The organism is Dehalococcoidia bacterium, from assembly GCA_030018455.1.
Taxonomy (GTDB): Bacteria; Chloroflexota; Dehalococcoidia; order DSTF01; family JALHUB01; genus JASEFU01.
The window spans coordinates 1-18,314 of sequence record JASEFU010000004.1 but is presented as its reverse complement, the minus strand read 5'-3'; the positions used below and the strand labels follow the sequence as shown (position 1 = coordinate 18,314).

The following is an 18,314-nucleotide window of genomic DNA, read 5'->3' as shown; positions in this document are numbered from 1 at the left end:
CGGATATTTCCCCCGGTGCGGGGAGCCATCCCATTTCGTTCCAGATGAAGAGGCCCAGTTGGTCTGCGTCTACCCAGATCGAGACCCGGCAGACGCATGAGGAGCGAAGCCCCGGTTCACGATTTCAACCGCCGCTTCAACATCCCGAGAAGCTCCGATGGGGTGACGAACTCAACGCTTCCATACCCCCGCTTCAGCAGCAACTCCCGGTCCGAGGTCACCACGTAGGAAGCGTCGCCCGCTACCGCCGCCTCCACCAGCCGCAGATCGCCCTCATCCTTCAGCCGCAGGTCCGATATGGGCGCCGGACGAACCCGTACTCCTTTTGTCCGCAACTCAGAGAGCAGTCGCTCGATCTCGCCACGCGGCGTCATCCGCGCCAGCCACTCCGAATCGAGGACCGCCTTCACCTCCCGCAGCGTCGCCTCTGAACAGACGATTTCCAGCTCGCCCTCGCGCCAGGCTCGCAGGATGCGCGCTCCGCTGCCTCTCGGCTTCGTGAGGGCGGCGATGAGCACGTTAGTGTCAATCGCGACTCTCAAGTCTCCTCCGCCGACTCCATTGTATCAGGCGTCCCGCGGAGATTGGCCCGGCTGCCCGTATCCTCGTTCTGGCCCGCCTCTGGATTCAGAAAGCGTCGCGGCGTACTATCGAAGTGGGCGCCTTCGCTCCGTTTGTCTTCTAAGCCGCGAGGAGGACCGCGATGGAGTACCGTTCGTTTGGCCGCACCGGCGTAAAGGTCAGCTGCCTTTGCCTCGGCTGCATGATGTTCGGCGGAAAGACGGATGCTACCGAATCGGCGCGAATAATCGACCGCGCCCTCGATGCAGGCATCAACTTTCTCGATACGGCGAACGTCTACAACCTCGGCAAGAGCGAGGAGGCCACCGGCAAGGCGCTGAAGAACAACGGCAAGCGCCGCGACGTTTTCCTGGCGACGAAGGTGCACTGGAAGATGGGAGAGGGTGTCAACGATTGGGGCAACAGCCGGCGCCACATCATCGAGCAATGCGAGGAAAGCCTCCGCCGCCTCCAGACCGACCACATCGATCTCTACCAGATCCACCGTCCGCAGCCCGACATCCCCATCGACGAAGCGCTGCGCGCCCTCGACGACCTGATACGCGCGGGGAAGGTGCGCTACATCGGCAGCAGCACGTTCGCCGCCTGGCAGGTAGTGGAAGCGCTGTGGGTCTCGAAAGAGCTGGGGCTGAACCGCTTCGTCTCCGAACAGCCGCCGTACAACCTCCTCGACCGGCGCGTCGAGCGCGAGCTCCTCCCGATGGCGCAGACGTTCGGGATCGCCGTCATACCCTGGAGCCCGCTCGCCGGCGGCCTGCTGACCGGAAAGTACCGCCGTGGCGAGGAGCCGCCCGAGGGCAGCCGCTTTGCCGACTACGAGAACAACCCTCTCCTGCGACGCCGCATGACCGACCGCATCTGGGACGTCATCGAAGGGTTGCACCCCCTTGCCCAAGAGAAGGGTGTGACGCTCTCCCAACTGGCGCTTGCCTGGTGCATGCAACGGCCCGCTGTAACGAGCCCGATCATCGGGCCCCGCACGATGGAGCAGCTCGAAGACAACCTCGGCGCCCTCGATGTGAGGTTCAGCGAGGACGAGCTGAAAAGCATCGATCGCATCGCCCGCCGCGGCGATGCCGTCGCCCCCTTCTACGAGGCGGATTTCGGGCCCCACCCGTATCGTGTCTAGCCATACTGGGGCCCTCCGGCGGCGGCCATGTGACACGCCAGTCGACGGCCAGATGCGCGTGCGCAGGAAATCCGCGAAAGGGGCCCTGACATCCGGCCGTCCGCATTGCCCCGTGGTCACCCGTCGTAAGCTTAATCTCAGACCGATGTCTGCACTATAATCAGAGTTGTGAAGGACACCACCGTCAAGAGTCCCGACGCCGGCTTCGCCCCTCACTCCGTCTCCGTCGAAGAGGTCATCGCTACCCTGGCGACCGACCTCACGGAAGGGCTCAGCAGCGCCGAAGTCGAAAGACGCCTGCAGGAGTACGGGCCGAACACCCTCCCCGAGGCAAAGGGCCGCACAATCCTCGAAGCCTTCCGCGACCAGTTCGCCAACTTTCTCATCATCCTTCTGCTGGCGGCCACCGTCCTCTCGGCCGCCATCGGCGAGTACCTCGATGCCGCCGCCATCGCCGCCATCGTCATACTGAGCGCCGTCCTCGGCGTGGCCCAGGAGTGGCGGGCGGAGCGCGCCCTGCAGGCCCTCCGTTCGATGATGGCACCGACGGCGCGCGTGCTGCGCAACCGCCGCGTGGAAGAGGTCGCGAGCCCTCTGCTTGTGCCCGGGGATATCGTCTTGCTTGAGCCCGGCCAGTACGTGCCCGCCGACCTGCGCCTCGCCGACACGAAAGAGCTAAAGATGAACGAGGCGTCGCTCACCGGGGAGTCGACGCAGGTGGACAAGGACGCCCGCTCCATCGTCGATCTCGATACGCCCATCGCCGACAGGACGAACTCCGCCTTCGCCGGCACCATCGTCACCTACGGCAGGGCGACGGGCGTCGTCGTCGCCACCGGCGCGGGAACCGAGGTCGGACGCATCGCCGCCCTCGTCGGAAAGCAAGAACAGGAGCAGACGCCGCTGCAGCGCCGTATGTCCGGCCTCGGACGCTGGCTCGGCAGCGCCGCTATCGCCGTCTCGGTCGTCGTCTTCGCCGTCGGCGCCGTCCGCGGAAACGACATCGTCGACATGCTGCTTACGGCTGTCAGCCTTGCCGTCGCCGCCGTGCCCGAGGGGCTGCCCGCGGTGGTCGCCGTCGCGCTCGCCGTGGGGATGCAGCGCATGGCCCAACGTCACGCCCTCATCCGCAGGATGTCGGCGGTGGAAACGCTTGGCTCCGCTACCGTCATCGCCACCGATAAGACGGGCACCCTCACGAAAGGCGAGATGACGGTAGTGCGCGTCTACCTGGGGCCCGGCGAGCCCGTGCTCGATGTGACCGGCGCCGGCTACGAACCCTCAGGTGACTTCCGCCGCGATAGCGAGACCATCGACCCGCGCCGGCATCATCACCTCCGGCTGCTTCTTCTAGCCTCCGTCCTGTGCAACGACGCCTATCTCCAACAGAAGGACGAACGCTGGCACGTCGTCGGCGACACGACGGAGGGCGCGCTGCTTGTCGTGGCCGCGAAAGGCGGGCTGACCCGCGAAGCGCTGGAGGCGGAGCACCCGCGCGTCGCGGAGGTGCCTTTCACATCCGACCGGCGGCTCATGACCACTCTCAACGAGCGCGATTTCGGCTACGTCGCCTACTCGAAAGGGGCGCCGGGCGCTCTCCTTCCGCTGTGTTCGCAGCGGCAGGACGGCGATGCCACGAGGCCGCTCGAGGAAGAAGACAAACGGCAGATACTGGCCGCGAGCGACGAACTGGCGGCGGCAGGACTGCGCGTTCTCGCCCTCGCTTACCGCCCGCTCGAACAGCGGGTCGCCGAAGAGAAGCTGGAGGAGCAACTAATATTCCTCGGGCTGGCCGGCATGCAGGACCCGCCACGCCCCGAAGTCCGCGACGCCGTCGAGCTTTCGTACCGGGCCGGAATCATCCCCATCATGGTCACCGGCGACCACCGCGCGACCGCCCTCGCCATCGGCCGCGACCTCCGTATCGCGAGGGACGGCGATAGCGTACTTACCGGGCCCGATATCGATCGCCTGACGGACGCCGAGCTGCGGCGCGTCGTCGATCAGACGCGCATCTACGCGCGCATCTCGCCGGAGCAGAAGATGCGCATTGTCGACGCCCTCCGCGAAAAGGGCCACATCGTCGCGGTGACCGGCGACGGCGTCAACGACGCGCCTGCTCTGCGAGGCGCCGACATCGGCGTGGCGATGGGGATCACTGGGACGGACGTGGCCAAGGAAGCGGCCGACATGGTCATCACCGACGACAACTACGCGTCCATAGTCGCGGCCGTGGAGGAAGGACGTAAGATATTCGACAACATACGCAACTTCGTTATCTACCTCCTTGCCGCGAACCTCGGCGAAATCCTGATCATATTCGCCGCCGTCGTCGCCGGCACGCCCGTGCCCCTGCTGCCGATCCAGATCCTTTGGGTGAACCTGGTGACCGACAGCTTCCCCGCGCTCGCGCTGGGAATGGAGCCCGCCGACCCCGACATCATGTCGCGTCCGCCGCGTCCGCCGCAGGAGTCGGTGGTGACGCGGCCCATTGCCCTTGTGCTCGTCATTCGAGGTGTCGCGGAAGCGATTGCCGTGCTTGTCGCCTTCCTCGTTTGGCTCTACGCCTTCGACCGGCCGGAAGAGGAGGCGAGGACGATGGCCTTCGCAACGCTCGTCGTGGCAGAGCTCCTGAAGGCGCACGGTTCGCGCTCTCTGTACCGCACGATCATCGACCTCGGGCCGTTCAAGAACATGTATGTCGTCGGCGCGACCATCCTCTCGTTCGGCCTGCTCCTTCTGGTCATGTACGTGCCGCCCCTGCCCGATGCCTTCGAGGTAAGCCTGCCCGAACCGTGGGAGTGGCTGGTAATATTCGGACTGGGCAGCACTCCCCTGATCGTGATCGAGGCGATGAAGCTCATGCCGTGGGTGCCCACTTCCGAACCCAAGGAACGCCGCACCCGACCCAGACCTGCGCCGTAACCAGTCCGGCTAAGCGACGCACGTGATCGAGCAGTCGCGCCCGTGGATGCGCTCCGCCTCTCTGACGGCGTCTTCCACGCTGCTCGCGGGGATGAACCCGAGGTGCCGGGGCACTGCCGCGTCGTCCGCCCCCGCCACGAACACGCGCCCGGCATGGCCCAGCCGCTTCAGCGGATGCGTGGCGAGCACCGCATGAACGGGATGATACGAGTACCCGAAGCGGTAGTTCTCAATGTAGAAGTCGTTCGCGGCGAACTTCTCAATGTAGCGCTCTGTGATCTCGTAAGGGTCTCGCGTCTCCGGCAGCACGCGAGCCCATACCTCGGGATAGGCCAGGTGGTGCTCCAGGTCCCACTGCTCCGTGCACGGCGTCGCCATGATGACGGAGCAGCCGGGCTTTCCCAGCGCCTCGATGTAACCGCCCAGGTAGCCGAGGCCGGTGGAGATAAGCGTGAGGATGGGGTTCATGCGCGCGAAGGTGGCGTACGGGCTCCAGTTGGGCACGCCGTAGATGATGACGTCGGCGGGCTCCGCCAGAGAACGCCGCGCCGGGTAGCGCGGTAGCATGAACTCGAGCGCGGCCGCCCGCGTCTCCGACACGGCTCCCGCCCACACGCGCGCCGCCCGCGTCAGTCCCGCCGTCACCGTCTCGATCTTGAACACGCGCTTCCCAAGCGCCGACTCCAGGTGCGCCCCCATCTCGTCGAGGACGGCGTGCATGCGGTTGTCGCGCATCGACATCGAGGTGCCGTGCGGGGTGTGCGTCCAGCGGATCGAGCGCCACGTCGAGAGGCCGACGCAGACCGATTTCCAGCCGCCGCTGAAGCCGAGATGCACCTGCGCGTTCACGTACACCGTCAGGTCGCAGTCCGCTACCAGCCGGTTCACCTCGACATCGTAGCCGGACGGGGTCTGCCCCAGGTAAACGAGTCCGTACGCGTCCTCGCCGTCGTGGCAGAGGAGCCGCTCTCCGAAACGTCGCACCAGCTCCTCGCCCAGCACCGACGCCAGCTCCTCGCGCGTCCAGCGCCTGTGCAGCGCGTTCGCGCAGAGCAACGTCACGTTCGACTCCACCACGCCCGCGGCCGCGATCTCTTCGAGCAGGGCCTCTATGGCCAGCCGGCGGAAGGGCCCGTAAGAGACGACCGTGGGGTCATCGAAGGCGATCAGCACGCGCGACGAGGGGCGCAGCATCTCAGCGAGGCGCGGCATACCCAGCGGATGCGCAAGCGCCTCACGCACTGCGGCCGCTTCATCCCCCAGAGGCTCGACGCCCTCGGTCCTGCCACCCATGCGCTCCGCCAGTCCGGCGACGACGCGCGTCCGCGCGGGCAGCGTTACCTCCAGCCTCTCGTCACCGTACGGGAGCGCGCAATTCACCACCGGCGGACCTCCTGTTCTCATGCAAGCGTGTCTTGGCGGCCGAAGCATACATCAAATCGCTCTCGCCCGCGAGCGCGTCCTCGCGTAAAGAGCTCGCTCCGCGTATCCTTAGGCCATCGCCTCATTCAAAGTACAGCCGGGAGGACCTCATGGGCAGCGTAACAGTCCTTCACCTCGACGCCGGGCCGGACCAGTCGCTTGACGAGGAGCTGGCGCAACTCGCGCCGCTCGACGTCAACCTCGTGAGAGGGCGTCTGCTGTCCCCGGAGGAGCGAGAGCGCCGGCTGCGCGAGGCCGACGCCGTGCTTGTCGCGATGACACAGGTCGATTATGACGCCATCAACTGCCTTGAGAAATGCAAGGTGATCGTTCGCTACGGCGTCGGCGTCGACAACATCGATCTCGCCGCGGCGACAGAACGGGGCATCGTTGTCGCCTATCTCCCCGGCTATTGCACGGAGGAGGTGGCGAACCACGCCCTTGCCCTCCTTCTCGCCTCCGCGCGCAGCATCCTCGCGCTCGACTCGCACGTGAAGGGCGGCGGCTGGACGCGCCGCGGAGAGACGCCGCGGCCTCTCTACGGCGAGACGCTTGGCATTATCGGTTTCGGGCGCATCGGCAGGGCGCTCGCCCGCCGGGCGCTTGCGCTGGACATGCTCGTTGTTGCGCACGACCCCTACGTCAGCCGGGAAGTGGTCGCGGAGCACGGCGCAACGAAAACAGACCTCGACTCTCTCCTGCGTGAGTCGGATTACGTCTCGCTGAACGCGTCGCTCACGCCGGAAACGCGCGGCCTCATAGGGCGCCGCGAGCTGGCGCTGATGAAGGAGTCGGCCTTCCTCATCAACACGGCGCGCGGCCCCGAAGTCGACGAGACGGCGCTGGTGGAAGCGCTTCGCGATAGGCGCATCGCCGGCGCAGCCCTCGACGTCTTCGAGGAGGAACCGCTTCCCGCCGACAGTCCGCTCCGCAGCCTCGACAACGTCGTCCTGACGCCTCACATGGCGTTCTTCTCCCGCCGGTCGATGGCACGGGCCAGACGCGAGGTCGGGCTGGCGGCGGCCGCGGTGCTCAACGGACGCTGGCCGAAGTGGGTGGCCAACCCCGAGGTGGCGGAGAAGCTAAGTCTCCTCCCTAACGACGAGCAATAGCAGCCGGCAACGGAACGTGCCGACGGCCGGCGAAAGTCGCTTGCGGCCGCTGGCGCTTATCCGTTTCAGCCATCCGTTGAGCAATGCGTCGGCCCTCTGGCACCTATCACTGCCCGGTGCTACTGTTAGCCCGGTGAAAGCCACCCGGAGGAAAAGATGGACGGGCGAGACACCTACATAATCAACGAGCTCCGCAAAGAAGAAGCGTGGCGCATGTTCCGCATAATGGGCGAGTTCATCGAGGGCTTCGACGCCCTCGCCGGCCTCCTGCCAGCCGTTACCGTCTACGGCTCCGCGCGCGTCAAGCCAGACGACCCTTGGTACCAATTTGCGGAAGACCTCGGCCGGCGCCTCGCCCTTGCCGGATACGCCGTCGTCACCGGCGGCGGACCCGGCATCATGGAAGCGGCGAACAAGGGCGCCCTCGAGGCGGGCGGCGTCTCCGTCGGACTGACAATCGAGCTGCCGGAGGAGCAGCCCCGCAATCAGTACCATACTCTCACCCTGCACTTCCACCACTTCTTCGTGCGCAAAGTCATGCTCGTCAAGTACGCCACCGCCTTCGTGCTCCTGCCCGGCGGCTTCGGCACCCTCGATGAGCTGTTCGAGACGGTCACCCTCATCCACACCCGGAAGATACGCCCGTTCCCCGTGTTCCTCGCCGGCCGCGAATACTGGGGAGGGCTCCTTGCCTGGCTCCGCGATCAGCCGTTCGGCAGGGGCTACATCGATCCGCCCGACCTTGACTGTGTGCAGATAGTCGACGACCCGGCGGAGATCGTCGCCAAAGTCGAGAAGTGGCGCGAAATCAGCGGCAAGGAGAAAGGCTAGCCGTTTCCGCCAGGAAAGGATGCTCTCTTGCGGGTAACACCCTACGGCGCCGCCGGAGAAGTCACCGGCTCTTGCCACCTCCTCGAAATCGCAGGCCGCCGCGTCCTCGTTGACTGCGGCCTCTTTCAGGGAGACGAGACTTCCTACGCTCGCTGCGCCGAGCCCTTCGCCTTCGACCCCAAGGGTATCGATGCGGTATTCCTGACGCACAGCCACCTCGACCACATCGGGCGCCTGCCGCTCCTCGTGCGCGAAGGTTTTCGCGGCCCTATCTACGCTACTGCCGCCACCCGCGAGATCGGACGCCTGATCCTGATGGACGCCGCCCACGTGATGCACGAGGAGTACACGCACCGCCTCCGCAAGGCCCAGCGGCAGGGCGTCGACCTCGAGCCGCCGCCCTACGCCGTCCAGGATGTCCTGATTGCCCTCGACCGCTTCGGCCCGCCCGTTCCCTACGACTCGCCGCTATCGCTCGGCAGGAACGCCAGCTTCACCTTCCGCAACGCCGGCCATGTCCTCGGCTCCGCCTTCTTCGAGTTCGAAGAGCGGAAACGGGGCAGCATTCAGCGCGTTACCTTCAGCGGCGACCTCGGCTACAAAGGGCGCGAGGTCATGCCCGATCCCGTCCTCCCCTCTCCCTGCGACCTCGTCGTCAGCGAGTCGACGTATGGCGACCGCCCGCACAGGCCGGTCGAGGAGTCGCGGAAGGAGTTCGAGCAGGCGATAAAGGATGCCGTGGCGCGTGGCGGTAACGTCGTCATCCCTTCCTTCGCCCTCGAGCGCACCCAGGACGTGCTCTACTTCCTGAAGATGATGTGGGAAGCCGGCGAGATGCCGGCCAGGCGCGTCTTCCTCGACAGCCCGCTCGCGATAAGCATAACGAGAGCATACGAGTCCCGCCTGCGCGAGCTCAATTCGCGCCTCGTTGCCCGCCTTGACGCCGGCGAGGAAGCCTTCGACTTCCCCGGCGTCGAATTTTCCCACAGCACCGAGGACTCGCGCGCCATCAACCGCTGGGAGTCAGGAAGCATCATCATCGCCGGAAGCGGCATGGCGAACGGCGGCCGCGTGCTCCACCACCTGCGCCACAACCTCTGGCGGGACAACTGCGCCGTCATCTTCGTGGGCTTCCAGGCGATGGGCACACTCGGTCGCGCCATCGTCGATGGGGCGCAGAAAGTCCGCATCTTTGGCGAAGACGTCGCCGTTCGCGCCCGCGTCTACACGATCAACGGCCTCAGCGCCCACGCCGATCAGAACGGCCTTCTCGAATGGCTGGCAGCGACGGGCGACGCCGGTGTGCTACTCGTGCACGGCGAGCCGAAGAGCATGGAAGCGCTGGCGGGCCGCCTGCGCGAGGCGGGGCGTCGCGTTACCATCGCCGAGCGCGGACAGTCCTATCCCGCCGCTTGACGAGGCCGCCTGTGGGCACCGCAGGCCCTGGCCGACGGTCCACCATTTCCGACAAGCTCTAGTCGTCAAAGGCGGTCGACTGCTTGCGGACGAGGTCGACCAGGTTCCCGAGGGCGATGTTCACGTCGACCAGGTGCAGCCCCCATGTCGGCCCCAGCACCTGCCCGACAACGGGCCTCTCGTCGCCGGGAATGTCCGTGGTGTCGACCTGCAGCCAGTTCGCCTCCCCGTTGCTTTCGCAATGTGCGGTATAGAGCCCGGGGTACGTCAGCCATTCCGTCGGCGCATCAGGCGGCTGGCCCATTAGGTCCGCGAATACCCCCATCAGCCTAACCGTCGAGTAGTACGGCTTGAGCTCGCCTGTTCCCCCTTCGGGCGAAGCGGGATTGACGCACAGCACCTCCAGGTCCCTGCCGTCGGGCTCCGACGCGCTCGGGCCGGAGCGTGGGCGCCCGAAGATCGTGTTTGCGGGCGGAGTCTCGCTGAAGGCGGAATAGGCCACGACGCAGCCCGTTTGCGTTTCTGAGCGGCAGGCGGGAATGTTCTGGAAGTCGCCTCCCACGTCCTGGCCGCGGGCCACCGTCACGTTGCCGCCGATCAGCAGCGCCGACACCAGAAGACGCCGCATCTCCGGGTCGGGGTCGATCTCCTCCGCGACCAGACGCGTGAGCATCATCGTCCCCTGCGAGTGCCCGATGAAGACGACCCCGCGGCCGTCGTTGTAGTGGGCAAGGTAGTCCTGCCAAGCGGAGAGCACGTCGTTGTACGCAAGGTCGCGGGCCTCCGACGTCGCCGTGCCCGGTGAACCGATCGCCTTGAGCGTGAGCTGGCGGTACATCGGCGCGTACACACGGCATACTTCAGAGAAGCGCGACGCCTGCTGCACGGCCACTATCCTCTGGTCGGGGTCGATCGTCAGGTCGGCGTTCACCGTTTCCTGCCTGCTGACCGTGGGGTAAACGTAAAAGCAGTCTATCGGCGGGTCTTCTAGCGGGACCGTCGTCTCGGTTGTCGTTGTGCCGTCTGCCAGGAACACGGTGGCCGTGAGATCGTTCTCGCAGGGGTTGTCGGCGATCCCGGGACGACACAGCCACACCGTGTTCGAGGGCGCTTCGGTAGGGGTCGGCGCGCTCTCGTCAGTGGAAGAATCGCCGCAGGAAATCGCGACGGCGGCGAAAAGCGCCGCGCCGAAGATGAACGCCCTCCGGAACAGCGCAGCGAGACTGCGCCCTCGCCCCGAGTGTTTCCGGCGGTCGATAAGCAACGCGATCATCCCGCTCACCTCCTGATGCGAGGCGCCGCCGTCCGGTAGGATACGCAAGCCATTGGCGGCGCTTTCTGGGTAATCGACATCAGTGGCATAATGGGGACGCGACGCGCCTGAGTCAAGCCGTCATGCGGGGAGCGCTGACCGGCGCGACGGCCGCGGGAGAATTCGGGAGATTCGAGACGAGAGGAGGTGGGACTGATGCGTATCGGCTTCATTGGTGCCGGGGTTGTCGGCACTGCCCTTGCGCGCGCCCTGAACCAAGCCGGCTACACGGTTGTCGCCGCTGCCAGCCGTCGCTTTGAGTCCGCGCAGCGCCTGGCGGAGTCGGTGCCCGGCTGCGCCCCGTACCCCGAGCTACAGGCGGCGGCCGACGCCTCCGACCTCGTGTTCGTCACCACTCGCGACGACGCCGTCGAGGCGGTGGCGCGCTCGGTCCGATGGAGACGCGGGCAGATGGTCGTCTACACCAGCGGCGCCACGACGGTATCAACGCTGGCGGCGGCGAAGGAAGCGGGCGCGCAAACGGCCGGTTTTCACCCCCTGCAAACGTTCGCCAATGCCGAGCAGGCCCTGGCGAACCTGCCCGGCACGACGTTCGTCCTCGAGGGCGAAGGCGAGGTAATGGCCCTCCTCGAGAAGATGGCCGAAGACCTGGGCGGCCGCCACCTCACCCTCCGCTCCGAAGACAAGGTCCTCTACCACGCGGCGGCCGTCGTCACCAGTAACTACACCGTGACGCTGATGCAGATGGCGGCGGACCTGTGGCGCGCCTTCGGCGTGGAGACGGATGTGGCGGTGCAGGCGCTTCTTCCGCTGCTAAAGGGGACGGTGCGGAACATCGAGGCCGTCGGCCTGCCGCGCTGCCTTACGGGGCCCGTTGCGCGCGGCGATATCGGCACGATCAGGGCCCACCTTCAAGCCATGGAAGAACGCGCGCCCGAGCTTCTCCCCGCCTACCGCGAGCTTGCTCTGCGGGCGATCCCGATAGGGATTGCGAAGGGCACTCTGGACCCGGCGGCGGCGGAAGCGCTGCGGGAGACGTTGAAAGCCCACGATGCGGACTAGGGAGGGAGCCGTCGAGGCTAGAGCGAGCGCCGGTACCGGCCGCCGACGGCGTACAGCGCCTCCGATATCTGCCCCAGACTGAGGTACGGCGCCGTCTCCATCAGCGTTTCGAAGAGGTTCCCGCCTTCCACGGCGCAGCGTTGTATCGCCGCGATTGCCGCCGGCGCTCTGTCGGCGTTGCGCGCGTGGAACGCCTCCAGTTCGCACAGGCGCGACTCCTTCTCCTCCGGCGCGCAGCGGGCCAGCTCTATCGGCTGGTCCGACGCCATGACGCCCTCGCCCTTTGGGTTGAGGAAGGTGTTGACCCCCATGATGGGCAGCTCGCCGGAGCTCTTCTTCGCCTCGTAGAGAAGCGACTCCTCCTGTATGCGCGAGCGCTGGTATTGGGTCTCGATGGCGCCAAGCACGCCCCCGCGATCGGAAAGGCGGCGGAACTCCTCCAGCACAGCCTCTTCGACGCGGTCGGTCAGCCACTCGATGAAGTGCGAGCCCTGAAGGATGTTCTCGTTTTTCGCCTGGCCCAGCTCCCTGGTGATGATGAGTTGGATGGCGAGCGCCCGCCGCACCGACTCCTCGGTGGGGGTCGTGATCGCCTCGTTGTAGGCGTTGGTGTGCAGGGAGTTGCAGTTATCGTGGTAGGCCATCAGCGCCTGGAGCGTCGTCCGTATATCGTTGAAGTCGATCTCTTGGGCGTGCAGCGATCGCCCCGACGTCTGGATGTGGTACTTGAGCTTCTGCGAGCGCTCGTCGCCGCCGTAGAGTCGGCGCATCGCCACCGCCCATATGCGGCGGGCGACGCGGCCAATGACCGTGTATTCGGGGTCGAGGCCGGTGCTGAAGAAGAAGCTGAAGTTGGGGGCGAAATCATCGATTCTGAGGCCGCGGGCGAGATACGCCTCGACATAGGTGAAGCCGTTAGCGAGCGTGAAGGCAAGCTGGGTGATCGGGTTCGCTCCTGCCTCGGCGATGTGGTAGCCGGAGATGCTCACCGAGTAGAAGTTGTTCACCTTGTGCTTGATGAAGTACTCCTGCACGTCGCCCATCATGCGCAGGGCGAACGGCAGCGAGAAGACGCAGGTGTTCTGGGCCTGCTCCTCCTTGAGGATATCGGCCTGCACCGTCCCGCGGACGCTCCGCAGCGCCTTCGCTTTGCACGCCGCGTATTCCCTGTCGCTGAGGAGGGCGCGCGTGTCCTCCCACGTCTTGCCGTCCGCTTCCGGCCGGCAGATATCCTCGTCCGCAATGTCGAGGCGCCCCTGTTCGCGGAGATAGCGGCGGCAGGCCTGCCGGATTGCCGTGTTCATGAAGAAGGCGAGGATTGCGGGCGCCGGCCCGTTGATCGTCATGCTCACGCTGGTGGCCGGGTCGCAGAGGTCGAAGCCGGCGTACAGTTGCTCCATGTCCTCGACGGTACAGATGGAGACGCCGCCCTCCCCGATCTTGCCGTAGATGTCGGGACGACGGGCTGGTATTTCTCCGTACAGCGTGACGGAGTCGAAAGCGGTCGAGAGCCGTTTCGCGGGCTGCTCACGCGACAGGTAGTGGAAGCGGGCGTTCGTCCGCGCGGGGCAGCCCTCGCCCGCGAACATGCGCGTGGGATCCTCTTCCTGGCGCCTTAGCGGGAAGACGCCGCCGGTGTAGGGGAAGAATCCGGGCACGTTCTCGAAGTAGACGAACCGGAAAAGCGAGGGCCAGTCGCCGGCGGACGGCAGCGCGACTCGCGGCACTTCGAGTCCCGCCAGCGATTCCACCGTCAGCGGCTGCCGCACCTCGCGGTTCCTCACTCGATAGGCGTACTCTTTGCCGCGGAAAGCCTCAAGGTGGGGGACCATAGACAGGAAGACCGCGCGCGCGTCCGCGCCCAGGCGATCGAACGCCTCGCGGTACGCCGTCTTCAGCGCCCGCACCGCCTCGGAATCGCGCTCCTCCACCGGTAGCGGCTCGTGCGGCGTATCGGGGACGCGCGCGCCGAGCGACTTGAGCGCCCGGTTGATGCCGAACAGGTCGGCGACGGTCTCCACGCCGCGTTGCCCTTCCTCGCGGTAGCTTTCAACGCAGCGCGCGATCTCGCTCAGGTAGAGCTGGCGGTCGGGAGGCAGCGCGGACCCGGCCGCCCGCGAGTGGCGCTCGCGGCTCGGCTCGTGGCCCAGGTCCCAGGAGCGAGCAGTGTCCATCACCCCGATTCGGGCGACGAGGTTCTCGAAAAGCGCCGTGACGCCGTTATCGTTGAAGCGCGAGGCGATTGTGCCGAAGACCATCACCTCAGCGTCGTCGAGCGTGGGGTCGAGCCGGCGGTTCCGCTTGACCTGCTTGACCACGTGGCGGAGCGCGTCTTCCGAGCCGCGGCGCTCGAACTTGTTGATAGCCACGAAATCGGCATGGTCAAGCATCTCGATCTTCTCGAGCTGAGTAAGTGAGCCGTACTCCGATGTCATGACGTAGACGTTGATGTCGCAGAAGGCCGTGATCGCTGAGTCGGCCTGACCGATCCCCGCCGTCTCGAGGACGAGCAGGTCGAAGTCCGCCCCCTTCATCACCTCCAGCGCCGGCCCGATTGCCCGCGGCACCTCCGAGCGCGCCTCACGGGTCGCCATCGAGCGCAGGAAGACGTTCTCGTCGAGCGAGTTCATGCGGATGCGGTCGGCGAGCAGGGAGCCGCCCGTCTTCTTCTTCGATGGGTCGACGCAGAGGATGCCGACCTTTCGGTCCGGGAACTTCAGGCGGATGCGGCAGACCAGTTCATCGATGAGCGACGACTTGCCCGCGCCGCCCGTGCCCGTCACGCCGACGACGAGCGGCCTGTCCGGTCTCTTCCGCGCCTCTTCGAGTCGGCGCTGGAGCGCTTCCCGCAGCGGCGCCGGCAGGCCGTCCTGGCGCTCGGCGAGCGTGAGGAGAGCGGCAACATCCAGACGCTTCTCGTCCAGCGTGTCAAGGATGTCGAAGTCGGACTTCTCCAGTACGTCATTGATTATGCCCGAGAAGCCCATCTTCTGCCCGTCGGCGGGACTGTAGATGCGGCAGACGCCGTACTCTTCGAGGGCCGCGATCTCCGAGGGGAGGATGGTGCCGCCGCCGCCGCCGAACACCTTGACGCAGGACGCGCCGGCGTCCCTCAGGACGTCGACCAGATAGCGGAAGAACTCATTGTGCCCACCCTGGTAGGAGCTGACGCAGACGCCGTTCACGTGCTCCTCGAGGGCGGCCTTGGCGATCTCCGCCACCGACCGGTTATGTCCGAGGTGGATGATCTCGGCGCCGCCCGCCTGGAGGAGACGGCGCACGATGTTGATAGAGGCGTCGTGGCCGTCGAATAGCGACCCGGCGGTCACCAGGCGGACCCTGTGTTTCAGCCGGTAAGTGGGCCAGGGTGAGCTTCTGGCCGTAGTCATCGCTTGCTCCTCGATTCGGGGCAGCCCTTTCGAGGCCGATGATGCGCCCCGGAATGCTAGTATGTTGTCGCGGGCGTGAGGAGTCAAGCGAGAACCGCCCAGCGAACTTATCGCGCCGCGAAGGGTTGCAGCACAACGGTCAGCATCCGATGGAAGAGGTAGGTTCGAAGGTGGTACCCCCGGCGGGACTCGAACCCACGCACCCGGCTCCGGAGGCCGGCGCTCTATCCGACTGAGCTACGGGGGCACACTCATATGTTAGCCGCTGCCCGGCCCGTTGACAAGCTGGACGCGCCCCCTGCTACAACCGGGGTGATTGAAAGGTCGAGGGTGAGACTCAGGAGGCCTTCCGCATCTGGGAGCGGACCATCCCCCGCATCTCCTCTTCCGAGACGTTGGAGCTCTCGGGGTGCATCTCCAGCATGTGGGACTCGCCGCGCTCCATCAGCCTCTCGACCGCGTCCTCGTCGTTCTGCGCTTCGACAGTCAGCGGGTGCCCGCAGGCGGGACACGTGAAGGAGTACTTCATCTCGCAACCTCCTTGTCTGACCAGACTTTCGTAGCGCCGTAGCTTTGTCTGGTGGCTTCCTCAGCTCGCGCGACGTGCGGCGCCCATCCCGAGCAGCAGGTCGTGCATCGGCCTGTCCATCGCCTGGGCGATGTCCGACATCGATATCAGCCCCTTGAGCTGATCGCCCTCGACAACCGGCAGCCGCTTCGTCTTGTTCACGATGATGGTGTGAGCCGCGTCGAGCATGTCCACGTCGGGCCGTATGGTGATGACGGGCTGGCTCATGTGGTTGCCGACCCTGCACTGCTCGGGGTTGTGCCCTTTGGCCGTGCAACTCACCGTAAGGTCGCGGTCGGTGACGATGCCCTGGACTCCCGAACCCACGACTATCAAGCACCCCACGTTGGCGTCCCGCATCAACTGCGCCGCGTGCAGCATGTTGTCGTCCGGCGATATCGTGATGACCCTCTTGCTCATCACGTCTTCGACTTTCATCGCTCCCCTCCCGTTCGTCTTCTCGCCCATACTACGTACCCTTCTGCGTGGAATTCATAAAAGCGCGGGTGCAATACCATAAAGAGAACGTAACAAGGGGCAGCGATAAGCAGGCCAGCCGGCGCAAATGAGCCCCGAGCGCCTATCACATGAGGTAGCGAAGCCAGATGTAGACGCTAGAGATGAGAATGGATGCGAACGTCACCGCCGCCCCATAACGGAAGAACTCCCAGAACCGAATCGGCTGGCCACCCTTCGTTGCGAGATTGGCCACGAGTACGTTGGCGGCCGCCGCCACCATAGTCAGGTTGGCGCCCAAACACGCTCCGAGCGATAACGCCCACCACAGAACGTTGCCCGGTTGCCCCATTTCCATGCCCATCTGTCTCACAACCGGGATCATCGCCGTCGTGTACGGTATCTGGTTCACCAGGCTGGAGAAGAGCGCCGACGGCCAGAGAATGAGCATCGCCGCCGCCGTCTGGCTGCCGCCCGCGATCTCAGCCATCTTTTCGCCGAAGTCACTTAGCAGACCGACGGAATCGACACCCCCCACGACAATGAACAGCCCGATAAAGAAGAGCAAGGTAGACCACTCTACCTCTCGCAACACGTCCTGCGGGTCTTGGCGGCTGAAGACAAGCAGCACGGCGGCGCCGAGCAGGGCCACCGTCGCGGGCTCATAGTCAAACGCGCCGTGGAGAACGAAACCAACGAGGGTCACACCCAACACCATTATCGAAAGCCGCAGCAGGCGTGGATCGGTGATAGTGTCTCTCTCGTCCATGGCCATTATGCGGGCGCGCGTCTCGGGATGGTTCGTCAGCTTGCGCCCAAATAGCAGAGGCGCCAGCAGCACGTACACAACCAAGATAAGCAAAACAACCGGCATTACGTTCAGCACGAACGCCATGAAGTCGAGGTCGGCCGCGCTCCCGATGAGGATGTTGGGCGGGTCACCGATCAAGGTTGCTGTGCCCCCGATGTTGGAAGCCAGCGCTTCCGAGATGAGAAGCGGTACAGCGCTAACCTGGAGAACGCCCGCCAGAAATATTGTGATGGGGGCGATAAGAACGACCGTCGTCACATTGTCGAGGAACGCGGAGAGGACAGCCGTGACCAGCGACAGGCCAACAAGAATCCGCACCGGCTCTCCTCTCCCCAGCTTCGCCGTGCGTATCGCCAGCCACTGAAAGACGCCCGTCTTGCTGAGGATCGCGGCGATGATCATCATGCCGGCGAGAAGGAAGATGACGTTGAAATCGATGGACTGAAAGGCTTCACTCTGATCGAAGCCCTCGATCTTCACGAGGATCATGACAACGGCGCCAGCAAGGGCCGCCGCCGTCTTGTGCACCCGTTCGGAAACGATGACCACGTAGGTGGCGCCGAACACAATGCCGGCTATTACGGTTTCAGGCAAACGCGCTCCTTTCCGATAGAGCCGGCCTCGCGCTAGCCTTCTTTTTTCGACCGGTGGGTCTCGAGCCAGATGGATAGGAGCTGAAAGCGGTCCAGGTAGCCCACGGGCTTCTTCTCCGCGTCGACGATCGGCACGCCCTCCAGCCTGCGTTCGCGCATGATCTCGTACGCGTCACCGACCGAGTCGTCCATCGTTACGAAAGCAGGCGCCTCCATGAGTTCCCCCGCGGTCTGGGCCGTCGATATCTTACTCAATTCGCCCATGTCTCCATCGGACAGTATTCTGGTGAGAAAGCCCTCGGGCGCCACGCGGAAGAACAACTCGTCGAGCAGGAGTCGCACGGGTATGACGCCGACGAGGCGGCCGTCCTCATTCACAACCGCAACAGTGTTGACGCCGCGGCACTCGACGATGCGCTCGGCCAAGTCCTTGATATTGGCGCTCCGGGCAATCGTTACCGGCTCCTCGCTGCAAAGCCTCCATGCCACCTGGACGGGGGTATCCCTCGTTACCAGGTCCTGGCCCCTCTCCGGGCTCGGATGTTTCTCGCCTTCACTGCTTTCCGGCACCTGTTCCCCTTCCTCTCGCTTACGGGGTAGCCTGCATGGCGCCTACATAGAAAAGGCCCCCGAACGGACCCGCTGTTTGCGGCGCAATTATATCATCTTTCCACAGTGCTTAATAGGCACTGTACTCGTTCAGTACATTGGTGACACTATGCCGTCCGCCGTTGTCGTTCTTCAC

General features: G+C 65.3%; 14 protein-coding genes and 1 tRNA gene. 6 read left to right on the top strand and 9 right to left on the bottom strand.

Annotated features, from left to right (window positions below):
* Positions 1-116: 116 nt before the first annotated feature.
* Positions 117-542, bottom strand: a complete 426-nt coding sequence (locus QME71_06815; GenBank protein ID MDI6858009.1) for a putative toxin-antitoxin system toxin component, PIN family — start codon at positions 540-542, stop codon at positions 117-119.
* A gap of 161 nt (positions 543-703) precedes the next feature.
* Here QME71_06815 and QME71_06810 point away from each other — a divergent pair, with 161 nt between their 5' ends.
* Both QME71_06810 and QME71_06805 read left to right on the top strand, forming a co-directional pair.
* Entirely contained in the window at positions 704-1,711 is a 1,008-nt protein-coding gene (locus tag QME71_06810) for an aldo/keto reductase (GenBank protein MDI6858008.1), read from the top strand.
* A 168-nt stretch (positions 1,712-1,879) separates the two neighbouring features.
* Positions 1,880-4,636, top strand: coding sequence for a cation-translocating P-type ATPase (locus QME71_06805; protein ID MDI6858007.1), 2,757 nt, complete (start codon positions 1,880-1,882; stop codon positions 4,634-4,636).
* A gap of 9 nt (positions 4,637-4,645) precedes the next feature.
* Here QME71_06805 and QME71_06800 read toward each other — a convergent pair whose 3' ends face one another.
* Positions 4,646-6,040: a lactate racemase domain-containing protein gene (locus QME71_06800; protein MDI6858006.1), complete on the bottom strand. Its 1,395-nt coding sequence runs from the start codon at positions 6,038-6,040 to the stop codon at positions 4,646-4,648.
* Positions 6,041-6,168: 128 nt separating this feature from the next.
* Between QME71_06800 and QME71_06795 the strand changes: the two genes are divergently transcribed.
* The 3 genes from QME71_06795 (at position 6,169) to QME71_06785 (ending at position 9,417) form a co-directional block, all read left to right on the top strand.
* Complete coding sequence (locus QME71_06795; GenBank protein ID MDI6858005.1) at positions 6,169-7,170, top strand: C-terminal binding protein; 1,002 nt, start codon at positions 6,169-6,171, stop codon at positions 7,168-7,170.
* A 156-nt stretch (positions 7,171-7,326) separates the two neighbouring features.
* Positions 7,327-8,001 carry a TIGR00730 family Rossman fold protein gene (locus tag QME71_06790; protein MDI6858004.1) on the top strand — a complete coding sequence of 225 codons (675 nt, stop codon included), beginning with the start codon at positions 7,327-7,329 and terminating at the stop codon, positions 7,999-8,001.
* A 27-nt stretch (positions 8,002-8,028) separates the two neighbouring features.
* Entirely contained in the window at positions 8,029-9,417 is a 1,389-nt protein-coding gene (locus tag QME71_06785) for an MBL fold metallo-hydrolase (GenBank protein MDI6858003.1), read from the top strand.
* 58 nt (positions 9,418-9,475) lie between these two features.
* Here QME71_06785 and QME71_06780 read toward each other — a convergent pair whose 3' ends face one another.
* A complete protein-coding gene (locus QME71_06780; GenBank protein MDI6858002.1) occupies positions 9,476-10,690 on the bottom strand; it encodes a DUF3089 domain-containing protein in 1,215 nt (404 codons plus the stop codon).
* Positions 10,691-10,885: 195 nt separating this feature from the next.
* Between QME71_06780 and QME71_06775 the strand changes: the two genes are divergently transcribed.
* A complete protein-coding gene (locus QME71_06775; GenBank protein ID MDI6858001.1) occupies positions 10,886-11,752 on the top strand; it encodes a DUF2520 domain-containing protein in 867 nt (288 codons plus the stop codon).
* Positions 11,753-11,769: 17 nt separating this feature from the next.
* On the opposite strand, the gene QME71_06770 is transcribed toward QME71_06775, so the two are convergent.
* The 6 genes from QME71_06770 to QME71_06745 all read right to left on the bottom strand — a co-directional run bounded on the left by QME71_06770 (position 11,770) and on the right by QME71_06745 (position 18,139).
* A complete protein-coding gene (locus QME71_06770; protein MDI6858000.1) occupies positions 11,770-15,141 on the bottom strand; it encodes a methylmalonyl-CoA mutase family protein in 3,372 nt (1,123 codons plus the stop codon).
* 171 nt (positions 15,142-15,312) lie between these two features.
* A tRNA-Arg gene (locus tag QME71_06765) sits at positions 15,313-15,388 on the bottom strand.
* 90 nt (positions 15,389-15,478) lie between these two features.
* The gene (locus QME71_06760) at positions 15,479-15,670 is read right to left on the bottom strand and encodes a hypothetical protein (protein ID MDI6857999.1); all 192 of its coding nucleotides are present in this window, start codon (positions 15,668-15,670) and stop codon (positions 15,479-15,481) included.
* A gap of 60 nt (positions 15,671-15,730) precedes the next feature.
* The gene (locus QME71_06755; protein MDI6857998.1) at positions 15,731-16,147 is read right to left on the bottom strand and encodes a CBS domain-containing protein; all 417 of its coding nucleotides are present in this window, start codon (positions 16,145-16,147) and stop codon (positions 15,731-15,733) included.
* A 145-nt stretch (positions 16,148-16,292) separates the two neighbouring features.
* Positions 16,293-17,570 (bottom strand): ArsB/NhaD family transporter, encoded by a 1,278-nt coding sequence (locus QME71_06750; GenBank protein MDI6857997.1) that lies wholly within the window; start codon positions 17,568-17,570, stop codon positions 16,293-16,295.
* A gap of 32 nt (positions 17,571-17,602) precedes the next feature.
* The gene (locus QME71_06745) at positions 17,603-18,139 is read right to left on the bottom strand and encodes a CBS domain-containing protein (GenBank protein ID MDI6857996.1); all 537 of its coding nucleotides are present in this window, start codon (positions 18,137-18,139) and stop codon (positions 17,603-17,605) included.
* Positions 18,140-18,314: the final 175 nt, after the last annotated feature.

What these genes read in the sequence shown, in the direction of transcription:
- QME71_06810 (MDI6858008.1), top strand. Translation starts at nt 704, where the DNA reads ATGGAGTACCGTTCGTTTGGCCGCACCGGCGTAAAGGTCAGCTGCCTT.
- QME71_06800 (MDI6858006.1), bottom strand. Translation starts at nt 6,040, where the DNA reads ATGAGAACAGGAGGTCCGCCGGTGGTGAATTGCGCGCTCCCGTACGGT.
- QME71_06795 (MDI6858005.1), top strand. Translation starts at nt 6,169, where the DNA reads ATGGGCAGCGTAACAGTCCTTCACCTCGACGCCGGGCCGGACCAGTCG.
- QME71_06790 (MDI6858004.1), top strand. Translation starts at nt 7,327, where the DNA reads ATGGACGGGCGAGACACCTACATAATCAACGAGCTCCGCAAAGAAGAA.
- QME71_06780 (MDI6858002.1), bottom strand. Translation starts at nt 10,690, where the DNA reads ATGATCGCGTTGCTTATCGACCGCCGGAAACACTCGGGGCGAGGGCGC.
- QME71_06775 (MDI6858001.1), top strand. Translation starts at nt 10,886, where the DNA reads ATGCGTATCGGCTTCATTGGTGCCGGGGTTGTCGGCACTGCCCTTGCG.
- QME71_06770 (MDI6858000.1), bottom strand. Translation starts at nt 15,141, where the DNA reads ATGACTACGGCCAGAAGCTCACCCTGGCCCACTTACCGGCTGAAACAC.
- QME71_06760 (MDI6857999.1), bottom strand. Translation starts at nt 15,670, where the DNA reads ATGAAGTACTCCTTCACGTGTCCCGCCTGCGGGCACCCGCTGACTGTC.
- QME71_06755 (MDI6857998.1), bottom strand. Translation starts at nt 16,147, where the DNA reads ATGAAAGTCGAAGACGTGATGAGCAAGAGGGTCATCACGATATCGCCG.